Source organism: Paenibacillus sp. J22R160 (assembly GCF_059692135.1).
This window is the reverse complement of sequence record NZ_JCAUAU010000015.1, coordinates 45,782-64,978: the sequence shown is the minus strand read 5'-3', so window position 1 is coordinate 64,978 and position 19,197 is coordinate 45,782. Positions and strand designations below refer to the sequence as shown.

Genomic DNA, 19,197 nt, shown 5'->3' with positions numbered 1-19,197 from the left:
TTTTTTTCTCTGCATGATGCAAGCGCATACATTATGGATATTAGAGAAAAGGGGAAATGCGACTTGAACAAACAGCGTTTAATTTCGGTTTTGATGTCTGTGGTTTTGATGTTTTCGATGTTTCCGGCTGCGCTTGCGGCGGTCCCTGTGCCATGGGAATTTGTTGCCTTCGGGGGAGGTACCAGCAGTACAAATACACCAACACCAACCATGAATACAGACGGTTCGGTTACTATGTTTGCGAAAGACGGCAAAATAGCTAGCTCAGAAGAAGGGATGTCTTTTTATTTTAAAAAATTAGGGAAAGATGCCAATCTCGAGATCAGCGCAACAGCTACAGTGGTGAATTTTAATAGTAAAAATCCGCCATCCACGCCGAATCAGAAGTCGTTCGGACTGATGCTTCGCGGCAGCTTTGCACAAGGTACGACCAAACAATCTTCGAACTATGTAGCAGTTGGAGGTATGGGTGATAAAGACAATACGCCCAATGTTGTTCAAGCGATTTACAAACAAGGGGTTATAGGGACTACGTTTGATGCTGGTAATACGAACAAGAAATCACTGTTTAACGGTGTTAGGGTTCCTGCAGCTAGAGAGGTGTATCATTTTAAAATCAAAAAGTCAGGCGACGCTTTCGAGTTAACCGTTAATGGCGTAACGCAAATACTGACGTTAAATAACCTTTTTGCTGGCAATGATCAGATCTACGCTGGACTATATGTAGCAAGGGATGCAGAAATTAACTTCAGCGATTTTGACGTTAAAGTGGATGAGCGAGTGCCAAGTCAATTGAAACTGAATACGACTTCTATGAAAAAGGACTATTTTATCAAAGACAACCTCGATCTCTCAGGTCTAAAAGTCACAGCTGTTTACCCTGATAACCATGAAGAGGATCTTTCATCAGGTGATTATCTGGTAACAGGGTTTGATAACAGTGTGGTAGGATCGAACCCCATTACAATCCATTTTAACGGACAGACCGCGACTATTCCCTTAACTATGAAGGATTTAGTCGTTACCGCAATGGACGTCCGTTACACGCCTGCCAAAACCGTTTATTACCCTGAAGAATTCTTCGACCCGCAAGGCCTGACAGTGCTGGGGCAATTCAACGGAGGCGACGTTTGGTCCGAAATGGCTAATTCGCAATATACGTTCTCCCTTCCGCCAGTGGCAGCAACCGTATCGAATGCAACCTATACATTCCAAACACCTGGAACTCATACCGTTACGGTTAGGTCCACAGTGACATCAAATACCTATACAACGTTCGATGTTCAGGTGATTAACGCTCAATTGATGGATTTAGTTATCAAGCAGCTGCCTCAGAAGACAGAGTTTTATGTTGGCAAAAATTTCGATCCCGCCGGTTTGGTTGTAGAGGCGAGATATAGCGATAGTTCATCAGTTAGACTTTTGAAAAGCGACTACATACTTTCTGCTCCAGATATGACAACGGCAGGGACGAAAGAGATTACGGTTACTTATAAAAATGTGCCTGACCCCGATAAGACAGTGAAGTTCCCTATCCTAATAAAGCAGAAAACGATTACAGGAAGCCAAGTCACCGACTATCCGAAGACGACTTATGCAATTGGCGAGTCTTTTGAGTCAGCAGGCATGCAGGTGAAGGCGGTTTATGACAGCGGAGACAAGGAACCGCTGAATGCCGGCGATTATACGCTGGATACCTCGGCTTTTAACAACACCCAAGCGGGCCTCTATCCTATTACGATTACGCCTAAAAATGCAGCAATCCCGCCAACGATCCTGCAAGTTTCCGTGGTTGAACCTAGAGAGCACGAGTGGAAAACAATCCGCTTCGGCCAATCCACCTCAAACACGAACAATACAGTTACAGTCGTTGAGCCCGGGAAAGCCGCAACGCTTGTCGCTTTAGAAGGCGGCGGTAAAGTGACAGGCGACCACGATGGGAGTAGCTTTTACTATACGGAGCTGGATGCGGTCAAAGACAACTTTGAATTATCCGCAGATATCCAAGTTATTGCATATGCCAAAGATCCGCATGACGGTCAAGAATCGTTCGGTATCATGGCCCGAGATGCGATCGGAACGGCTGGGGACTCCGCCGTATTTGCTTCCAACATAGCTGCCATAGGAGGTTATAGCGGCGGCACAACGAAACAGAACGGAACGCAGTTGTTCGTCAGAACCGGTGTTACGGCACCGAATGGCACAGGCAGCCATGGCATCCAGAACAAGATGCTAAGTGCGATTAAACCCACGCTCGCGAGTACATATCCAGCGGTCAATTATAAGTTAACGCTAACGAAAACGAATAGCGGATTCACGGGTCGATTAAATACCGATAAAGCTGAGGAGATTTTCGCCCCGGATATCATGACGGTGCAGGATGGCGACAAAATGTATGTTGGCTTCTACGCAGCCCGTCTTGCAACGATCGAAGTGAGCGGCATAGACCTGAAGGTGACGGCTGCGCAAACGGATGCGCCTAAGCAGGAGCCTGCCCCAATAGCCGTCGAGCCGGATATGAACTTGACGGGGCTGAAGAGAACTTCAACGACCGCGTATTCGTTTGGGTTGAAATCCAACGTCAGCGGTGTGGTGACAATCAAGCAAGGAGAAAGCTTCCTTGTGCAAAATGCTCAAGTCCAAGCGGGACAGCCACTTGTGCTTAAGACAACGGTTACGGCTAACACGTATACCAACTTCAGCGCGGCGTTCGTGCCCGACGATACACAGTATTTGACGAGCTATGGCAAAATCGTTGAAAATCTCACTGTCGATATGAAAACCTATGCGGATAACAGCGACATATATGTATCACCGACAGGGACTGCGGGCGGTGACGGCACAATTAACAACCCGCTAGATCTCGATACGGCCGTTGATTACGTGAAAGCAGGCCAGAAAATCATCATGCAAGGCGGCAGATATGTTCGCAGTGCCAAGCTGGAGATCAAAAAAGGCAATGACGGCATGGCCAATGCTAGGAAGTATCTAGTTGCGGCGCCGGGGGCGAAGCCGATGATCGATTTTGACAAAAAGACAGAGGGTGTCGTGCTTAGCGCCAATTACTGGCACGTGAAAGGTATTGATTTCACAAGGTCTGCGGGCAACACGAAGGGTTTTACAGTAGGCGGAAACCATAATATTGTGGAGTTAAGCCGATTTTATGAGAATGGCGATACTGGTTTGCAAATTAGCCGTACGGATGAGTCTGATGCGGATAAAACGCTTTGGCCCTCCTACAATCTCATACTGAATTGTGAATCCTATGATAATGTAGACCCTTCGAATAACAATGCCGATGGTTTTGCCGCGAAATTGACGGCGGGTGCGGGCAACGTCTTCCGAGGCGATATTTCCCATAACAACATTGATGATGGATGGGATTTGTACACGAAGTCAGGGACAGGGGCTATTGGTGCCGTAGTGATCGAGAATAGCATTGCTTACAACAATGGCACGTTAACGAATGGCACGATAGGCGCGGGAGATAAAAACGGCTTTAAACTCGGCGGGGAAGGCATCCATGTGCCGCATGTCATCCGAAACAGCATGGCTTTTGGCAATGGCGCATACGGTTTTGCAAGCAACAGTAATCCCGGCGTTATCGCGGAGAGCACGAATATTGGTTATAACAATGCCAAGGGAAATCTGAACTTTACGACGTATACGGGCATTCAGACTGATTTTCATATCGATGGCTTTATATCCTATCAAAAGGCTTACGCGGCCAAAGATAATTATCCGGCAGCCTTGAACTCTGACACCAACTATCTATTTGATGGTTCCAAAAGTATGAACAAATCCGGTACACAGCTGACTGATGCGAGCTTTGCGAGTCTGGTTCCTGTACTTCCGTATGAAAGGGACGCCGAAGGCAATATCCTCTGGGGTAACTTCCTTAAGAGGGTCCGTGTGGAAAGCCAAACAGGGTCTTGGGGCGGTTATGTTCCTAGTGTCATGGTGAGAGAGGTTACGGGCGGTGTCGAAATAGTAGGCGCGTCTACGGAAGCTACGGTTAATGGGAAAAAAGTGACGACAATTTCAATTGAAGCTGATCAATTAAATAAGGCGATCGACCTTCTTAACAAATCAAATGAGAATACGATCATTGTTGAAGTAAAAGGCGCGGAGCATGTGGCTGCTGTGGAATTGCCGGCAAACGCGATAAGCGCAGGAGCGGCAGCTTCACCGAATGCTGTTTTATCGGTTAAAGCGAGTGGAGTCATCTACAATTTACCGCTCAAAGCGCTGGATGCAGCAGGTTTAGCTGCGAACTTAGGAACAGATGCTGCCAATGTAAAAATCAACATTTCCATTGAGCAGGTAACTGGCGCCGCTGCTGATCTGATAACAGCAAAAATGAAGGAAGCAGGCGTCACGCCGCTAGCCGCAACTGTAGAGTTCATCATTGTTGCTGAGGGCGATGGTAAGAAGATGGCTGTCTCTGATTTCGGGAGTACTTATGTCACCCGAGTGCTGACCTTAACGTCAGCTGTTGACGCAAATCAAGTGTCAGCCGTATGGTTGAATCCGGTGACTGGGGAATTCACCTTTGTTCCGGCGATCTTTAACGTCGTTAACGGTCAAACCGAAGTTGTGATGAAACGTACCGGGAATAGTTTGTACGCGGTCGTCTCCTCCTCCTCAGATCAAATCTTTGAGGATTTGACTGGTCATTGGGCCAAAGCCGATGTGGAGTTGTTGGCTTCTAAGCTCGTGGTAAAAGGCGTATCTGCTCATACCTTTGCGCCGAATGCATCAATTACACGCGCCGAATTTGCAGCGCTGCTCGTTCGCGCACTCGGATTGAATGAAGCGGGCGCCAGCACTTTCTCGGATATACCGGCTGCGAACAGCTGGTTCGCAGGGGCGGTCGGCGGTGCGGCGAAGGCCGGCTTGATTGAAGGCTTTGAGGACGGCTCATTCAGACCCGGTGAGCGAATCACGAGGGAGCAGATGGCCGTCATGATCACACGCGCCATGAAGTTTGCCGGCCAGCCTGCGGCTACGGAGCTAGCTGGGCTAGCTAGGTTTAGCGACAGCCCTGCCATCCATGGATGGGCTAAAGAAGCTGTCGCTGGCGCGGTTAGCGCAGGCATAGTGAACGGCGTAACGGATACGACGTTTGTGCCTGATGCATCTGCGACCCGAGGGGAAGCAGCTGTTATGCTGAAAAGATTGCTGCAGAAGCTGCAATTTATGAATTGAAAAGGCGCCCGTGAGGGCGTCTTTTTTTATAGATCAGGGCATGCATTACTTACTGGCAGCATGGCAAGTGTCTCTTTCATTGGATGAAATCCAATAGAAAGGCTATTTGGATGGCGAAATTGTCCATTCCATTGGACGAAATCCAATGGGATGGGTGAATTCGGCGTCAAATCATCCGATTTGACTGGATGCTGTTGGATTTCATCCAACAAAGCGCGCAAAATACGCCTCCCAAGAGTAGTTACATTGGAATTCATCCAATGAAACGTACAGCTCGGCTGGGCGGCTACGAAGATGATCAATTGACAAGCACTTTTTGCATCTTCACCGTCTCAGACAGGTAATCACTATGATAAAATAGAATAATAGAAAGACTCATAGGGGAATCAAGCAAGACATCAGGGGGTACAGTAGATGAAAAGAACGTTAGTCGTAAGCGATATACATGGTTGTTTGGAGGAATTCAAGCAATTACTAGGTAAGGTCAATTTCAATGCTGTGGAAGACCAACTTGTCCTGCTGGGAGACTATGTGGACCGCGGTCCAGACAGCCGGGGGACGGTAGAGTACGTCATGCAGTTAGTGCGTGAAGCGGGAGCCATTGCGCTCAAAGGCAATCATGATCAGCGGTTCGTAGAGGTGTTGGGCGTAGTAGATCCCTTGACGGAGATGAAGTTTTTCGAACATGGCGGGATCCAAACCTTCCAAAGCTTCTGCGGTCAGGACAATCTGGATATCAAGCAATCCAAAGAGCGGATTTTGGGCAAATGCTTTGATCACATAACCTTTCTAAACAACCTTCCGCTCTACTACGAGGATGAGGGGCATATTTATGTTCATGCCGGGCTGAATCCCACATATCCTGACTGGAAAACGCAGCCGGAACGCGACTTTTTGTGGATTCGCGCTCCCTTTGTTCAGCAACCAACGGTTGTGAAAAAAACAGTCGTTTTTGGCCACACGCCAGCCAAAGATATTCATGGCAAAGCGGATGTATGGTTTGACCGCGACAAAATCGGGATTGATGGCGGCTGCCCGTACGGCTTTCAAATCAATTGTTTGGAAATCAAGGGGAAAAACCAGTACACGACCTATTCCGTCGCCTCAAGAGGCAGCTGGAAATAGACGGAGCCCTTTTTAGCAAGAAAGATCAAGAAGCGAGTCGTTCATTCACGTACACTGTGGATAGCAGCTGGAGGGGGCAAGAAACGATGGGCACCGATTACGATGCGCAAATTCAGGCGACATTGGATTATATTGAAGACCACCTTGCGGAGCCTTTGTCCGTGGAGGGGCTTGCTCGTGTAGCCTGTTTCTCTGAATTCCATTTTCATAGGGTTTTTCAGAGTATGGTGGGAGAAGCGGTGATGGAGTATGTTCGGAAAAGAAGATTGGCGAGAGCCGCCTACCGAATCGCGCATACGGATCAAAGGCTGATCGATGTTGCCCTCGACCATGGGTTTAAGTCCCATGAGAATTTCACTCGAGCATTTAAAAAGGTGTTTGAGCGAACACCTCTCGCCTATCGCAAACAAGGTATTGTGACACCGTTATATGCCAAAGCGAATGTGCTGCAAAGGAAATTCAATCCCAATCCCTATTTAGGAGGCATACGCATGGAATATCAATTGAGAACGAAAGCGGCTTTTAAGCTAATTGGGTACGAACTGAAGACGACCTGCAAGGATGGGCAAAATCACCGAGACATTCCTGTTTTTTGGAACACATACTTGCAAGAGAATAAGGGAAGCCGCATAGGCAATCGCGTTCACATGGATTCGCCGGTTGAGCTTGGCCTTTGTACGGATTTTAATATGGAGACTGGGGAATTAACGTATCTGATCGGGATGGAGGCTGCAAGCTTCGAGGGTGTACCTGCTGACTTGGTGTGCCGCGAATTCCCTGAGGCCAGATATGCGGTATTTACGACGCCAAAAGTCACACCAGATCAATTCGTGGCATCAATTCAGAGCACGTGGAAGTCTATTTTTGAGGAATGGTTCCCTCATTCGGGCTTGGAGCATGCAGGTGGCGTGGAGTTTGAGTGGTATGATGAGCGCTGCCATTCCGACAAGCATGATCAGATTCAGATTGACATCTACATTCCGGTAAAAGAAAAATAACAGCTTGTAAACAAAATAACCATCATTTGTAATCGAAATGCAATCTTGTTTTCATCTGGGATTAAGGTTCGAGGCCTATAATGAAATTCGACCCCCTTTTAATATATATATACTTAAGACCCGCAGCCCGTTGCTGTGGGTCTCTTTTTTTCTACTCTTGTTAAAAGGATACGGATAGATAGCTCAGCGAGCCGACTTCATAGCTGCGGTGAATGATTTGGGGCGTGCGAGCCGGGTCACCGCTGCCCATCGCGATATAGAGCGGGATGAAGTGCTCAGGCCGCGGCACAGCCATGCGCGCATTAGGGGCTTCGGCAGCGTAGTTGAACAACGCGTTCAGGTTCTGAACTTGCATGTTCTGCACGAGCCAATCGTCAAAAGCGACTGCCCAAGCATCCGGCTCGATGGCTTCCCAGTTGAGCGCGCGCAGATTGTGAACGGTGGCGCCGCTTCCGATAATCAGGATATCCTCCTGATCGAGGCCGCGCAGCGCTTCCCCAATGCGATACTGCTCAGCTGGCGGCAGATAGGGGTTCACGGACACTTGTATCACGGGGCAGACGGGTGTAGGAAACATGCGCAGCAGAGGCACCCAAGAGCCGTGATCAAGTCCGCGCTGGGCATCCAAGTTTACTTGGATGCCTTTGGCTTGGAAGCGTTCGGCCAATTGGCCAGCAATCGCTCTGCTGCCTTTTGCCGGGTACTTAATTTGGAAAAGCTCCTTCGGAAAGCCGCCAAAATCGTAGATGGTTTCATAAACATCGTCGGTGGAGGAGAGGGTAAGGACTTCCGTTTCCCAATGAGCCGTGAAAATAACGATGGCTTTGGGCGAAACTTTTGTGCCATAGTCCAACAGAAATTCGGTACACGCTGTATCTTGAATAGCCATCATGGGGGATCCATGCCCAACAAATATAGGTGAAATCATCGTCATCGCTCCTCGTGGTTACATTAAATAACCTAGTTACTTTATGTAACCAATATTACGCTATTAAAATACATGGATCAAGTATGCTGCTTACTTTTTACGAGTAAAGTAGGGGGATCAACTTTCAGGGGATAGTATGACCTTTTTAGCTGAGAACCTTTCAGCTATGCTCGTCTATGTTGTATTTTGTACAACATAGAAACGTTTTGCACCCTACAACGGATACCCTCGTTGTACAAAGTGCAATCATTTCATCCCAAATGGCCTGAAACGGCGGAATTTGGCCCTCTATGTTGTACTTTGTACAACATAGAGGAGCGACCAGGCCTACTGGCGGCCAAAATGTTGTACTTTGTACAACATAGAACCGATTTGTCCCTACAACGCATACGCTCGTTGTACAAAGTGCAACCATTTCATCCCAAATCGGACTGAAATGGCTGAGCTTGGCCATCTATGTTGCACAAAGTACAACATAGAGGAGCGACCAGGCCTATTGGCGGCCAAAATGTTGCACAAAGTACAACATAGAACCGCTTTGCCCCTACAACGCATTCCCTCGTTGTACAAAGTGCAACCATTTCATCCCAAATGGCCTGAAACGGCGGATTTCAGCCCTCTATGTTGCACAAAGTACAACATAGAACCGCTTTGCCCCTACAACGCATTCCCTCGTTGTATAAAGTGCAACCATTTCATCCCAAATCGGACTGAAATGGCGGATTTCCGCCCTCTATGTTGCACATAGTACAACATAGAACCGCTTTGCCCCTACAACGCATTCCCTCGTTGTATAAAGTGCAACCATTTCATCCCAAATCGGACTGAAATGGCGGATTTCCGCCCTCTACATTGCACAAAGTACAACATAGAAGAGCGATCGGGTCAAATTCCGCCCTCTACGTTGCACAAAGTGCAACATAGACAACTATTCAGGCGCAACTCGCCGCCTAAACAAAACAAGAAAACCTGGCTAACAGCAGCCAGGTTTTCTTCCTCTTATTCGTGCTTGGTCGGATCCACCACTTCCAGTGCGGCAAACGGGTCCCCGTCATCTTCATCGTCAGACTCCACGAACCTTTTCAGTGCGTTTAATTTGTTCTCCCAATAACGCTCATAATAGGAAAGCCAGCGCTTGAGCTCCATCAGGGGTTCAGCTTCCAGCCTGTAACGGGTTTCGCGGCCGACCTTTCGCTCTTTCACCAGGCCCGCATCGGCTAGGATGCGCAAATGCTTGGACACCGCGGTGCGGCTCATCGGAAAATGACCGGAAATCACGGTCACAGGGAGCTCCTGCTCACGAAGCAGCTTCAGCACCTGACGGCGCGTCGGATCGGCTATCGCTTGAAACACATCATGTTTCTGCGAGGGAGCTGACATCTTAAGCCTCGATGTAGGCTGTAAGTCTCTGCGCGATACCTGACCAGCCATTCGCCATCATCTCGCGTACAACGGAATGAGGTTGGCCGAACTCCGTAACCTTGTCCACATCCCAACCAGAGTGAATGAGGGTGAATTCTGTTTTACCTTCTACATCTTTCAATTCAAATGTAAGCGACCAATCCTTGCCCCATGCAAAGGATAGACGGTTAGGCGGTGTGACGTCCGTTACTTTGCAAGGGGAATTGCCGAAAGGTCCGGCTTCCAAGTGAAACTCATAACCGGCTTCCGGCTTGAAGTTATTCGGCATGAACCAAGCTGCGATGCCTTCGGAAGTCGCAACGGCATCCCATACTTTTTGGATTGGCGCGTTAAAAACCACTTTTTGTACGATGTCTGGCAGTGTGTTTGCTTGATTGTTCATTTTGAAATTCCTCCAATGGATGATGTGTTGTTGGGTCTGCACTTCGCTTGAATGATGTGTTGTTGGGCTGCACTTCGCTTGAATGATGTGTTGTTGGGTCTGCACTTCGCTTGGATGATGTGTTGTTCGGTCTGCACTTCGCTTGGATGATGTGTTGTTGGGTCTGCACTTCGCTTGAATGGTATGTTGTTATGATTTGCTCTTCACTTTATCCAGATGACGGAGACGGAGTGCGGACCATTTATCGTCCACAGCCACATTGCTAACCACACGGTACTCTGAGATGCCAGAAACCAAGGTGAATAGGCTATCACGGTTAATGTTCGTCTTGACCTTCGAGCTTTGCTTCGGATAGGTGATCCAGAACAGAGCGTCGTCTTTGAGATGCTGGATCGCTTTAGGCGTCCATTCTTCAACCTGAGCTGCATCATTCACAAAAAGCTGAACGAAATCGTAAGTCCCGTTCGGCTCCTCAGGCTCCTCTATACCGAGCTTATAGCCTTCGGGCGCATGGAGTACGAGAGCCCGTCCTTGCTTATAGCGCAGCTTTTTCAGTAATTCTTCTTGCATCGCCTGCGCCTTCCTTTCCATGCTTTGCTTTCTTGTAGGTTGTCCAAAAATAGATGCGCTCATGAAAAAACGAAACCAAATGGTTACATGTTGGATTATACAAAACCTTTTGGTTTCATGTCAAGAGGAATAAAAAAAGTGGCTACCCCTCTAAGGGGGAGCCGCTACAACATCTGTCTTACCAAGCGTAAGCTTCCGGAGCCGCTTTACCAGGGCCAGGGAAGATTTCATCCAACTTTTTCAAAGTCTCTTCGCTAAGTGAGACCTCAGGTACGCGTAACGAATCTTGAAGCTGTTCGATTGTTCTTGGCCCGATGATCGGTGAAGTAACAGCTGAATGCGAGAGTACCCAAGCCAAGGCAACAACGTCTTCTTTTTCATCGATTTCCTTGCAGAGTGCTGAGAATTGCTCCAATTGGCTCCGATGCTTCTCAACCCGTTCGGCAGAACGCGTACTGCGGGCACCTGTGCCTGCCAACGCATTGCGACCGAGCAAGCCGCCGGCAAGCGGACTCCACGGAATGACGCCAAGACCGAGCTTCTCAGCAGCGGGGAGGACTTCCAGTTCAGGCAATCTGGCAAGTAAATTGTATAGATGCTGCTCAGAGACTAAGCCTAGGAAGTGGCGGGCTTTGGCTTCAGCTTGGGCACAAGCAATGTGCCAGCCTGCAAAGTTGCTAGAGCCTATATAGTCGACAGTGCCTTGGTTAACGGCGGATTCGAATACGCCCCACAGCTCATCCCAAGATACGTTGCGGTCAATATGATGCATTTGATAAAGCTCGATGTGGTCGGTCTGCAGTCTTTTGAGGGAAGCATCCAGATGACGTCTGATTTTGTAAGCAGATAATCCGCGCTCCGAGTTAGGTCCATCGTGGGGATCATTCATATCGCCATAGGCTTTGGTCGCAAGAATGACTTTCTCTCTGCGGCCTCCGCCTTGCTTGAACCAGCGGCCTATAATTTCCTCCGTCCAGCCTCTTCTTTCTACGCCTCCATACACATTCGCTGTATCAAAAAAATTGATTCCCGCATCTAATGCGGCATCCATAATTTTAAAAGCTTCTTTTTCCTCAGTTTCTGGTCCAAAGTTCATTGTTCCTAGACATAATTGACTGACCTTTAAGCCGGATTTCCCTAAATATGAATACTTCATGATTCATCCTCCCACATTCCTCTTGATATTAGTAAGTACTAATTATTGAAGATTTGTACGTCGTGATGATAGTTTCTATTTTATAGAAGTTTCTACATCAGTGAAAGTAGTGAAATTCTTTACAGTTGATGAGTTTCACGTAACCTTCTATAGATAAAGTAACTAACTAACCAGGTGAATCCTTTTCATGAATTGGAATTGTATACCAAATACATTTTTATTCTTTCCCTCTCCGTGGAAATCTGTTAAAATTACATTGAAATCGCTTACACAATTTTAAATTGCCTGCAAAACCTAAATAATTGAGGTGATAACAACATAAGGCGAGATTCTTCACGTGGTTAACTAATTTTTAAAGTCTGAAAATTGCGATTCTTAGGTTGCACTGCCGTACCGGAAAACAACATGCGTCATGTTTTATAACATATTATCCGCAGAATTCATTATTATCAGACCTGTTTTAGTATTTTATTGTATACAATGCACCAAAAAGCTATTCACATGGAAGAAAATGAGGTATAATTTTCTTCGAAGGTCAAAAATAATGAAAACGGGGGATGCGGATGATTACTTCATCACATGTTGTGTATGCTTTAGTGACATTAAGTGTTATCGTCGTCATGTTGTTAAAACGAGGAGTCGTCATTCCCACCTTAATTGGTACCTTCTTAATCGGATGGATTTATAAGGGGGATGTGATCAGCGGGTTCAAAGCAGTCTACAATGCTAATCTGACTGCGGCCAAGGAATTATTTACGATTTTCTTGATTATCACGTTTATGGTCGCTTTGCTGGCTTCCCTGAGGGATATCGGCGCAGACAAGCGCATGATCAAGCCTATTCAGAAGCTAATGGTCAACGGTCACATCGCTTACATTGTTTTAGCTATTGTTACATATGTCATATCACTTTTTTTCTGGCCGACGCCAGCCGTTCCGTTAATCGGAGCGCTTCTGATTCCGGCCGCAATTCGGGCAGGTTTACCGGCGATGGGAGCCGGTATGGCCATTGCGATTGCTGGACAAGGCATGGCATTGTCCTCTGACTATGTCATGCAAGTAGCGCCGATGCTTAGCGCAAAGGGTGCAGGCATTGATACGGCTGCAGTAGCCGATAAAGCGATGATCTTGTCCCTGATCACAGGGGGCGTAGCGCTTACCGGCGCTTATCTGATGAACCGAAAGGCGATTCGCAAGCCGGAAAGCACACCTGCCGAAACCTCAAATCAGGTACAAGCTATCCGTGCTGTACAGACAGCATCTGAGTTTCCTGAAGCAGCCGCAGCCGTTGAGACGCTTAGTCCGTCCGTTATTCGATGGTCCAAGGTGTTTGCTGTGCTTGTTCCGCTTTCGATGCTTGCTGTTATGGCGGTTATGATAGCGAGCAAGTTAGGGCATCAAGGTATGAGCGGATTCGAAGGGGGAGACGGCGCCGCGTTTATCGGCGGTGTGGCAGTTATCCTACTCATTCTATCTTGTACCTTGTTCTCTAAAGTACAAGCCTTGGATAAGATCAGCGATCATCTGACAGAAGGCTTCGTTTTCGCTTTCAAGGCCATGGGGCCGGTTATTCCGATCGCAGGATTCTTCTTCCTAGGGAATGAAGATTTCTCCAAAAGTATTCTTTCCTTAGGTGAAGGAGATAAAGCTCCAGCGATTCTCTACGATTTGGTTATGTCTGTGCAGCATTTGATCCCATCAAGCGGCATCCTGACTTCGTTTGGATTGTTGGTCATGGGGATTATTGCTGGATTAGAAGGCTCGGGCTTCTCTGGCCTTCCTCTCACAGGCTCGTTGTCCGGTGCTTTGGCTCCAGCAGTAGGAATGGATCCTTCCACGTTGGCAGCTATTGGCCAAATGGGGTCGGTATGGTCAGGCGGAGGAACGCTCATTGCGTGGTCATCTCTCATGGCGGTTGCCGGATTCGCCGGTGTCTCGGCTATTGATTTGGCGCGGAAAAACTTCCTGCCAGTCATTGTCGGCTTAAGTGTTTCCACGATTTTAGCTGTTTTAATATGGTAGTCTAAAAAAAAAGCGCCAAGCCATTTACGTCGCAGACGATAAATGGTTAGGCGCTTCATTCCCTAATTGAGGGGCAGCCAGCAGCTGTGGCATGATGTCTTGACATGATTTCACCAAAAGACGGGAGATCACCGCTGACATTTCATCAATAAACGTAAGACTTGTGTGCTCCATTACTTTATGGTTGAGCAGACTGTGGTTGTTAATGATCCCTTTGAGATGAATATGTCCGATAGGGGGAAGTTCTTTATTTAAGCTGACACCGGGCTGAAGTGGTTCTTCCACTAGTTGAAGCGTTCCGATTTTATAGAACTGGCCAAGAGCGGCATCAACAGCAATCGTGTAAGCTTGATTATGTGTTTTGGTAATGTGGGCAATCGTCTTCTGCAAATTGAGGGCATGCACGGGTTTTTCCAGCGTTCCATAAAGATGAACATGACGGTGGCCTTCGAATCGCTCGGATAACCGACTCCCGACCATCGGGCCAAGGGAATCCCACGTGTAACGGTTGGTACCGACGCAAATAATGACAATCTCCGTGTAAGCCGGTTTTGATAAATAATGATTCGTTAAAGCTTCAGACAAGTAGGCAACAGATTTCTTATCTAGGTAATGAATATGGCGCATCATGGGGTAAAATCACCTCTCTTCCGTAAGTAATATACGCCGAGCAGCTGCTCTGTATGTGTAGACATCCTGAAAGGAAAGAAAATCATAAATTAACCTATATCCTAATATAATTTTGGTATACAATATACACAAGTTAAAAAAGGAGCGTGAACCCGATGTCGAATGCCTATATTTTAACACAAATGACATGGCGAGAGGTAGAAGCAGCACTCAAAACGGTCAAAATTGCCATTATTCCATTAGGCGCGCATGAGCAGCATGGCCCGCATATGGTAGAAAGCTGCGATGCTGTGCTTGCTGAAGAAATGGGAAAAAGGCTAACGGCAAGGTTATACCCGGAGGCACTGTTAACGCCTACCATTAATATGGGGGTTTCGCCGCATCATCTTCATTTTCCAGGTACGATTTCCTTAGAGCCCTCGACCGTTATAGCCATTTTGCGCGATATGATGAAATCATTGAAAAGCCAAGGAATCGAGAAGTTCTTGGTCATCAACTCACATGGCGGGAATCAAGCGACATTAGGCGTTGCAGCGGATACGCTGACGGCAGAACTGGGAGTGTCCCTGTTTTATGCCAAAACGACGGCTTCTGCCAAAGATGTGATGGACAGGCGCATTGAATCCAAGCTGTACGGTCACAGCTGCGATCGCGAAGTGTCCGAAGCGATGTATTTGGCACCTCATCTGGTTCGTGAGGACAAACTGGAGAAAGGCGATATACAAGAGGGACGGTGGAAAAAGCTTCGCCCAGGCAGTCCTATTCAAGGCTTCTACTACTATGAAGAAATGACACGCAACGGTTGTATCGGCGATGCCACCAAAGCCAGCCGGGACATCGGAGAGGAGATTGTTGAGACGGCCCTAGAGCGGTTGACTCAGGCTGTCAGAGACATGATATAAACTTATGAAGCAAGCACTGTTTATTGCAGCGATCACCGCCTATCTTGTCTCTGAAATCTATCCAAGCGAGTGGCTTACTTGGCTCCAGTCCGGGCTGAGTCTTGTCATTATTGTCGTTGCATTCCGCTCGATCAAGCCATTCGTGCGGCTGCTAGGCACAGTCTTCTTAAGCACGGGTGCCATTCTTCTAGCGGTGAATGGTGCCTCTTGGACGGATTACGTTCTTGGTTTTGGCAGCATGTTGAACGTATTAAGCTTGTTTGTGTTGATTCCGATGATAGCCTTGCCGATCGAGCTTGGACACTACGCGGTGAGAGTGCAGGCGATTCTATATAGTAAAGTGCGGCACTCCGGCATGCTGTATTGTATTACTTCATTATTATCCTATATTTTGAGCTCTTTTATGAACCTGGCCACATTGCCGATGATGTACCACAGCATTCAGCCTTCCCTGCAATATTATCCTATTCAGCAAAAAGATAGATTTATTAGCCGGGCAATTACACATGGCTACAGCATGCCGATTCTGTGGACACCGGTAGCACCGATTGTCGGGATTATTGTGGAAATGACAGGTGTAAGCTGGAGTACTATTCTACCCATCGTCATACCTTTCAGTTTATTAGGTCTAGCTTTGGATTGGTTGATGGGGACGTGGGTCGCTAACCGCCGGCTCAAACAGATTAGTTTGACTGCGCTCGAGGAAATTTCTGCTGCTAGGGAAAGTGCTGTCGTTCATCAGCCGAATGATGCTAACGAGGTCAAAGGGAGCCATCCTTGGCAAATCCTTATCGCGATAGTTGTACTTAATGGTTTAGTTTTTGTATTGGAACGGTTTACGCATATGGGCTTTTTGCTGTTAGTATCGATCATCGTTATTCCCTTTGCTTACGTGTGGTCCTTGATGCTGGGGAAGGGGATGGCGTTTATTATGAGCAGCCAAACCTTGCTATCGTCTCATGTGCTGAAAATGAAGGATCAATTTTTCGTCTTCTTAAGCGCCGGTTTTATGATATCAGCCATTAAATCTACAGGCAGCAACCATGCGATCAACGAGGGGATTATGGCTATTCAGCATGTTATCGGGTCTGATCTCTTTTTGCTCATGATCCCGCTAATTCCATTAGCACTTGCGTTTATCGGGCTGCATCCTGCAGTTGGATTAGCTCTGGCAGCAGAGTCGTTAAATCCGCAAGCGCTTGGTATTTCCGTGCAGCTGATGGCAATAGCCATGCTTACGGGAGCGGCCACGGCGTTCTTAATGGGGCCTTACAACGCTACCGCAGGGATGATGTCTAACTTGATAGGGAAGAGCTCTTATAAGGTTTCAAACTGGAATGCCCCGTTTACAATTGCCTATTTAATGATGTCGATGATCCTGCTGTTAATCTTAAAAAAAGTGGGTTGACAGGTTAGCCCAATCTAAGTAATAATAAGTCCATGAAATCATTATGGTATACCATATACCAAATACCAGAACAATCGACGACCTTATCTACTACGACACTTTACATTTTGAGAGGAGAGTTTTATATGACAACAGCAGCAACTGAATCCCGTTTAATGAACAAAGAGGAATTCCGCTATGCACTAGAGCAGGCCATTGAAGGCAATGCCGTTTCAAAAGCTCCTTTTACAACAATGTGGGCAAATGGTGAATTGAAGAAAGAGCATTTCTCCAGATGGGTAGAACAGCATTACGCGTATGTAGGTCCATTCGCAGAGTACTTGGCTTACATCTATGCCAACTGCCCGCATGAGGATGCAAGGGACTTCATCCTGCAAAACATGTGGGAAGAGGAGCTCGGCGGCGATCGTCACACAGATTTGTTAATCCGTTTCGGTGAAGCTTGCGGGACTACTCGCGAACGCGTGGAATCCATGCAGCATCTGCTCCCTGAAACTATCGGCCTGCAATCCTGGTGTTACCGGATGGCTTTCAAAGAAAACTTCTTATTCGCAACAGCAGCGCTAGTTGTTGGACTTGAATCTCAAGTGCCTGCCATTTACCGCAGACAAACGCCAACACTTCGCAATCATTACGGCTTCACAGATGAAGAAGTGGAATTCTTCGATCTACATATCGTATCCGATGAGATCCACGGTGAGCGCGGTTACCAAATCGTACTAGAGTATGCTAGAACACCTGAAGATCAACAACGCTGTATCAAAATTGTAGAGGAAGCTACGAAAATGCGTAGAATGTACATCGCAGCGATCTCGCGCGAATTTTGCCTAGAATAGTCCTTATCTCATATAAATGTTCATAGAAAATAGAAGTTAAACCGTTCCCGGGAAGTTGAATTCTCGGGAATTGGTCTAACTCGCATATTAGACCCTGCTTTTGAGCCGAAATTGGTATTTAAAGAGAAAGGGGATTGACATGGCAGCTACAGAAACGGCGGTACAGACATTCAAAAACTTAATTAACGGGGAATGGGTAGAGGCCGTAAGCGGTGAAACCTTCACCACCATGAACCCCGCTAATGTGAAAGATATTGTAGGAAGATTTCAAGCTTCGACGGAAGAGGATGTCATCCAGGCCATGGAGGCAGCTGAGCAAGCTTTCAAAACTTGGCGTCATGTACCCCCTACCAAGAGAGCGGAAATCTTGTATAAAGCAGCGGACTTGCTGGAAGCAGGCTTGGAGCAATATGCGGAAGAACTGACTCGCGAGGAAGGAAAAACAATTGCGAGCAGCCGGATGGAAGTGAAACGTTCCGCCCAAACGCTAAGATACTACGCCTCCGAAGGATTAAACGTTTCTGGCGAAACGCTGCCCTCGGATGATGCTACGACCTTTGTATACACACGCAAAGAACCGTTAGGCGTTATTTCCGTTATTACTCCTTGGAATTTCCCAATCTCAATTCCGGTACGCAAGATCGCTCCCGCGTTAGTTACTGGCAACACCGTGGTATTCAAGCCGGCTTCGAACACGCCGTTAATTGCTTATCGGTTAGTGGAGGCGCTTCATCAAGCTGGACTTCCAGCAGGTGTGATCAACTTCGTGACAGGCTCCGCTTCGAAAACAGGCGTGCCGCTAGTCACACATTCAGCTATCAAAGCAGTTACCTTCACGGGTTCGACGGGTGCAGGAGAGAAGATCAATCGCCAAGTGCGATTGTCCACTCGCGTACAGCTGGAACTAGGCGGTAAGAATCCACTGATCGTTATGGATGACGCGAATATCGATCAAGCGGTCGAGCTCGCAGTGAAAGGCGGATTTGAGTTGACGGGCCAAGCTTGTACCGGCACGAGCCGGGTAATCATCATGGACGCCGTTCATGACGAATTTGTTCAGAAGCTGGTGGAGAAAACCAAGCAGCTCAAGGTCGGCAACGGGCTAAGCAAGGGCGTTGAAGTCGGTCCGCTGGCGAATGAAAGCCAACTTCGCAACGTGCTCGATTACGTCGCAATCGGAAAAGCGGAGGGCGCCGAGCTGGTTGTAGGCGGTGAGCAGCTAACAGATGGCGATTATGCGAATGGTTACTACGTAACGCCAGCCGTATTCGTAAGCGTCGCACCTGACATGCGCATCGCGCAGGAAGAGATTTTTGGACCGGTCATCTCGGTGATCCGTGTGACAAGCTTCCAAGAAGCGATGGACATCGCCAATGATGTGGAGTTCGGACTATCCGCAGCGATTTGTACGTCTGAGTCCAGCCGGATTCAACATTTTATCCAGAACATCGAGACGGGCATGGTGAAAGTTAACCGGCCGACGACTGGAAATGCTTACAACGCGCCATTCGGCGGCGTGAAAATGTCGAGTACAGCCACATATCGCGAATCTGGTCGTGCGGCGCTTGAATTTTACACGCAAATCAAAACGGTATACCACGGCATCTAAAC

Annotated in this window: 15 protein-coding genes; 8 read left to right on the top strand and 7 right to left on the bottom strand. The window is 47.6% G+C overall.

The features are described 5' to 3' along the window. The first annotated feature begins 63 nt into the window (after positions 1 to 63). Positions 64 to 5,208, top strand: coding sequence for a right-handed parallel beta-helix repeat-containing protein (locus AC58UW_RS24050; protein ID WP_497423122.1), 5,145 nt, complete (start codon positions 64 to 66; stop codon positions 5,206 to 5,208). A 26-nt stretch (positions 5,209 to 5,234) separates the two neighbouring features. Here AC58UW_RS24050 and AC58UW_RS24045 read toward each other — a convergent pair whose 3' ends face one another. Continuing rightward, positions 5,235 to 5,429 carry a hypothetical protein gene (locus AC58UW_RS24045; protein ID WP_497423121.1) on the bottom strand — a complete coding sequence of 65 codons (195 nt, stop codon included), beginning with the start codon at positions 5,427 to 5,429 and terminating at the stop codon, positions 5,235 to 5,237. Between the two features lie 193 nt (positions 5,430 to 5,622). On the opposite strand from AC58UW_RS24045, the gene AC58UW_RS24040 reads away from it, so the two are divergent. Together AC58UW_RS24040 and AC58UW_RS24035 are read left to right on the top strand one after the other, a co-directional pair. Next, complete coding sequence (locus tag AC58UW_RS24040; protein WP_497423120.1) at positions 5,623 to 6,333, top strand: metallophosphoesterase family protein; 711 nt, start codon at positions 5,623 to 5,625, stop codon at positions 6,331 to 6,333. An 86-nt stretch (positions 6,334 to 6,419) separates the two neighbouring features. Continuing rightward, entirely contained in the window at positions 6,420 to 7,331 is a 912-nt protein-coding gene (locus tag AC58UW_RS24035; RefSeq protein ID WP_497423183.1) for a GyrI-like domain-containing protein, read from the top strand. 160 nt (positions 7,332 to 7,491) lie between these two features. On the opposite strand, the gene AC58UW_RS24030 is transcribed toward AC58UW_RS24035, so the two are convergent. The 5 genes from AC58UW_RS24030 to AC58UW_RS24010 form a co-directional block, all read right to left on the bottom strand. Then, positions 7,492 to 8,259, bottom strand: coding sequence for a DODA-type extradiol aromatic ring-opening family dioxygenase (locus AC58UW_RS24030; RefSeq protein ID WP_497423119.1), 768 nt, complete (start codon positions 8,257 to 8,259; stop codon positions 7,492 to 7,494). 999 nt (positions 8,260 to 9,258) lie between these two features. Then, entirely contained in the window at positions 9,259 to 9,639 is a 381-nt protein-coding gene (locus AC58UW_RS24025; protein ID WP_497423118.1) for an ArsR/SmtB family transcription factor, read from the bottom strand. 1 nt (position 9,640) lies between these two features. Further along, the gene (locus tag AC58UW_RS24020; RefSeq protein WP_497423117.1) at positions 9,641 to 10,063 is read right to left on the bottom strand and encodes an SRPBCC family protein; all 423 of its coding nucleotides are present in this window, start codon (positions 10,061 to 10,063) and stop codon (positions 9,641 to 9,643) included. 189 nt (positions 10,064 to 10,252) lie between these two features. Beyond that, positions 10,253 to 10,696: a hypothetical protein gene (locus AC58UW_RS24015; RefSeq protein WP_497423116.1), complete on the bottom strand. Its 444-nt coding sequence runs from the start codon at positions 10,694 to 10,696 to the stop codon at positions 10,253 to 10,255. Between the two features lie 115 nt (positions 10,697 to 10,811). Further along, positions 10,812 to 11,789 (bottom strand): aldo/keto reductase, encoded by a 978-nt coding sequence (locus tag AC58UW_RS24010; RefSeq protein WP_497423115.1) that lies wholly within the window; start codon positions 11,787 to 11,789, stop codon positions 10,812 to 10,814. 557 nt (positions 11,790 to 12,346) lie between these two features. Here AC58UW_RS24010 and AC58UW_RS24005 point away from each other — a divergent pair. Beyond that, positions 12,347 to 13,810, top strand: a complete 1,464-nt coding sequence (locus AC58UW_RS24005; RefSeq protein WP_497423114.1) for a hypothetical protein — start codon at positions 12,347 to 12,349, stop codon at positions 13,808 to 13,810. 24 nt (positions 13,811 to 13,834) lie between these two features. On the opposite strand, the gene yyaC is transcribed toward AC58UW_RS24005, so the two are convergent. Further along, positions 13,835 to 14,440, bottom strand: coding sequence for a spore protease YyaC (gene yyaC, locus AC58UW_RS24000; protein WP_497423113.1), 606 nt, complete (start codon positions 14,438 to 14,440; stop codon positions 13,835 to 13,837). A 155-nt stretch (positions 14,441 to 14,595) separates the two neighbouring features. Here yyaC and AC58UW_RS23995 point away from each other — a divergent pair, with 155 nt between their 5' ends. From AC58UW_RS23995 to AC58UW_RS23980, 4 genes are all read left to right on the top strand, one after another. Then, entirely contained in the window at positions 14,596 to 15,342 is a 747-nt protein-coding gene (locus AC58UW_RS23995; RefSeq protein WP_497423112.1) for a creatininase family protein, read from the top strand. 4 nt (positions 15,343 to 15,346) lie between these two features. Continuing rightward, positions 15,347 to 16,750 carry a hypothetical protein gene (locus tag AC58UW_RS23990; RefSeq protein ID WP_497423111.1) on the top strand — a complete coding sequence of 468 codons (1,404 nt, stop codon included), beginning with the start codon at positions 15,347 to 15,349 and terminating at the stop codon, positions 16,748 to 16,750. Between the two features lie 125 nt (positions 16,751 to 16,875). Next, positions 16,876 to 17,586: an iron-containing redox enzyme family protein gene (locus tag AC58UW_RS23985; protein ID WP_497423110.1), complete on the top strand. Its 711-nt coding sequence runs from the start codon at positions 16,876 to 16,878 to the stop codon at positions 17,584 to 17,586. A gap of 139 nt (positions 17,587 to 17,725) precedes the next feature. Continuing rightward, positions 17,726 to 19,195 carry an aldehyde dehydrogenase family protein gene (locus AC58UW_RS23980; RefSeq protein WP_497423109.1) on the top strand — a complete coding sequence of 490 codons (1,470 nt, stop codon included), beginning with the start codon at positions 17,726 to 17,728 and terminating at the stop codon, positions 19,193 to 19,195. The last annotated feature ends 2 nt before the right edge of the window (positions 19,196 to 19,197 follow it).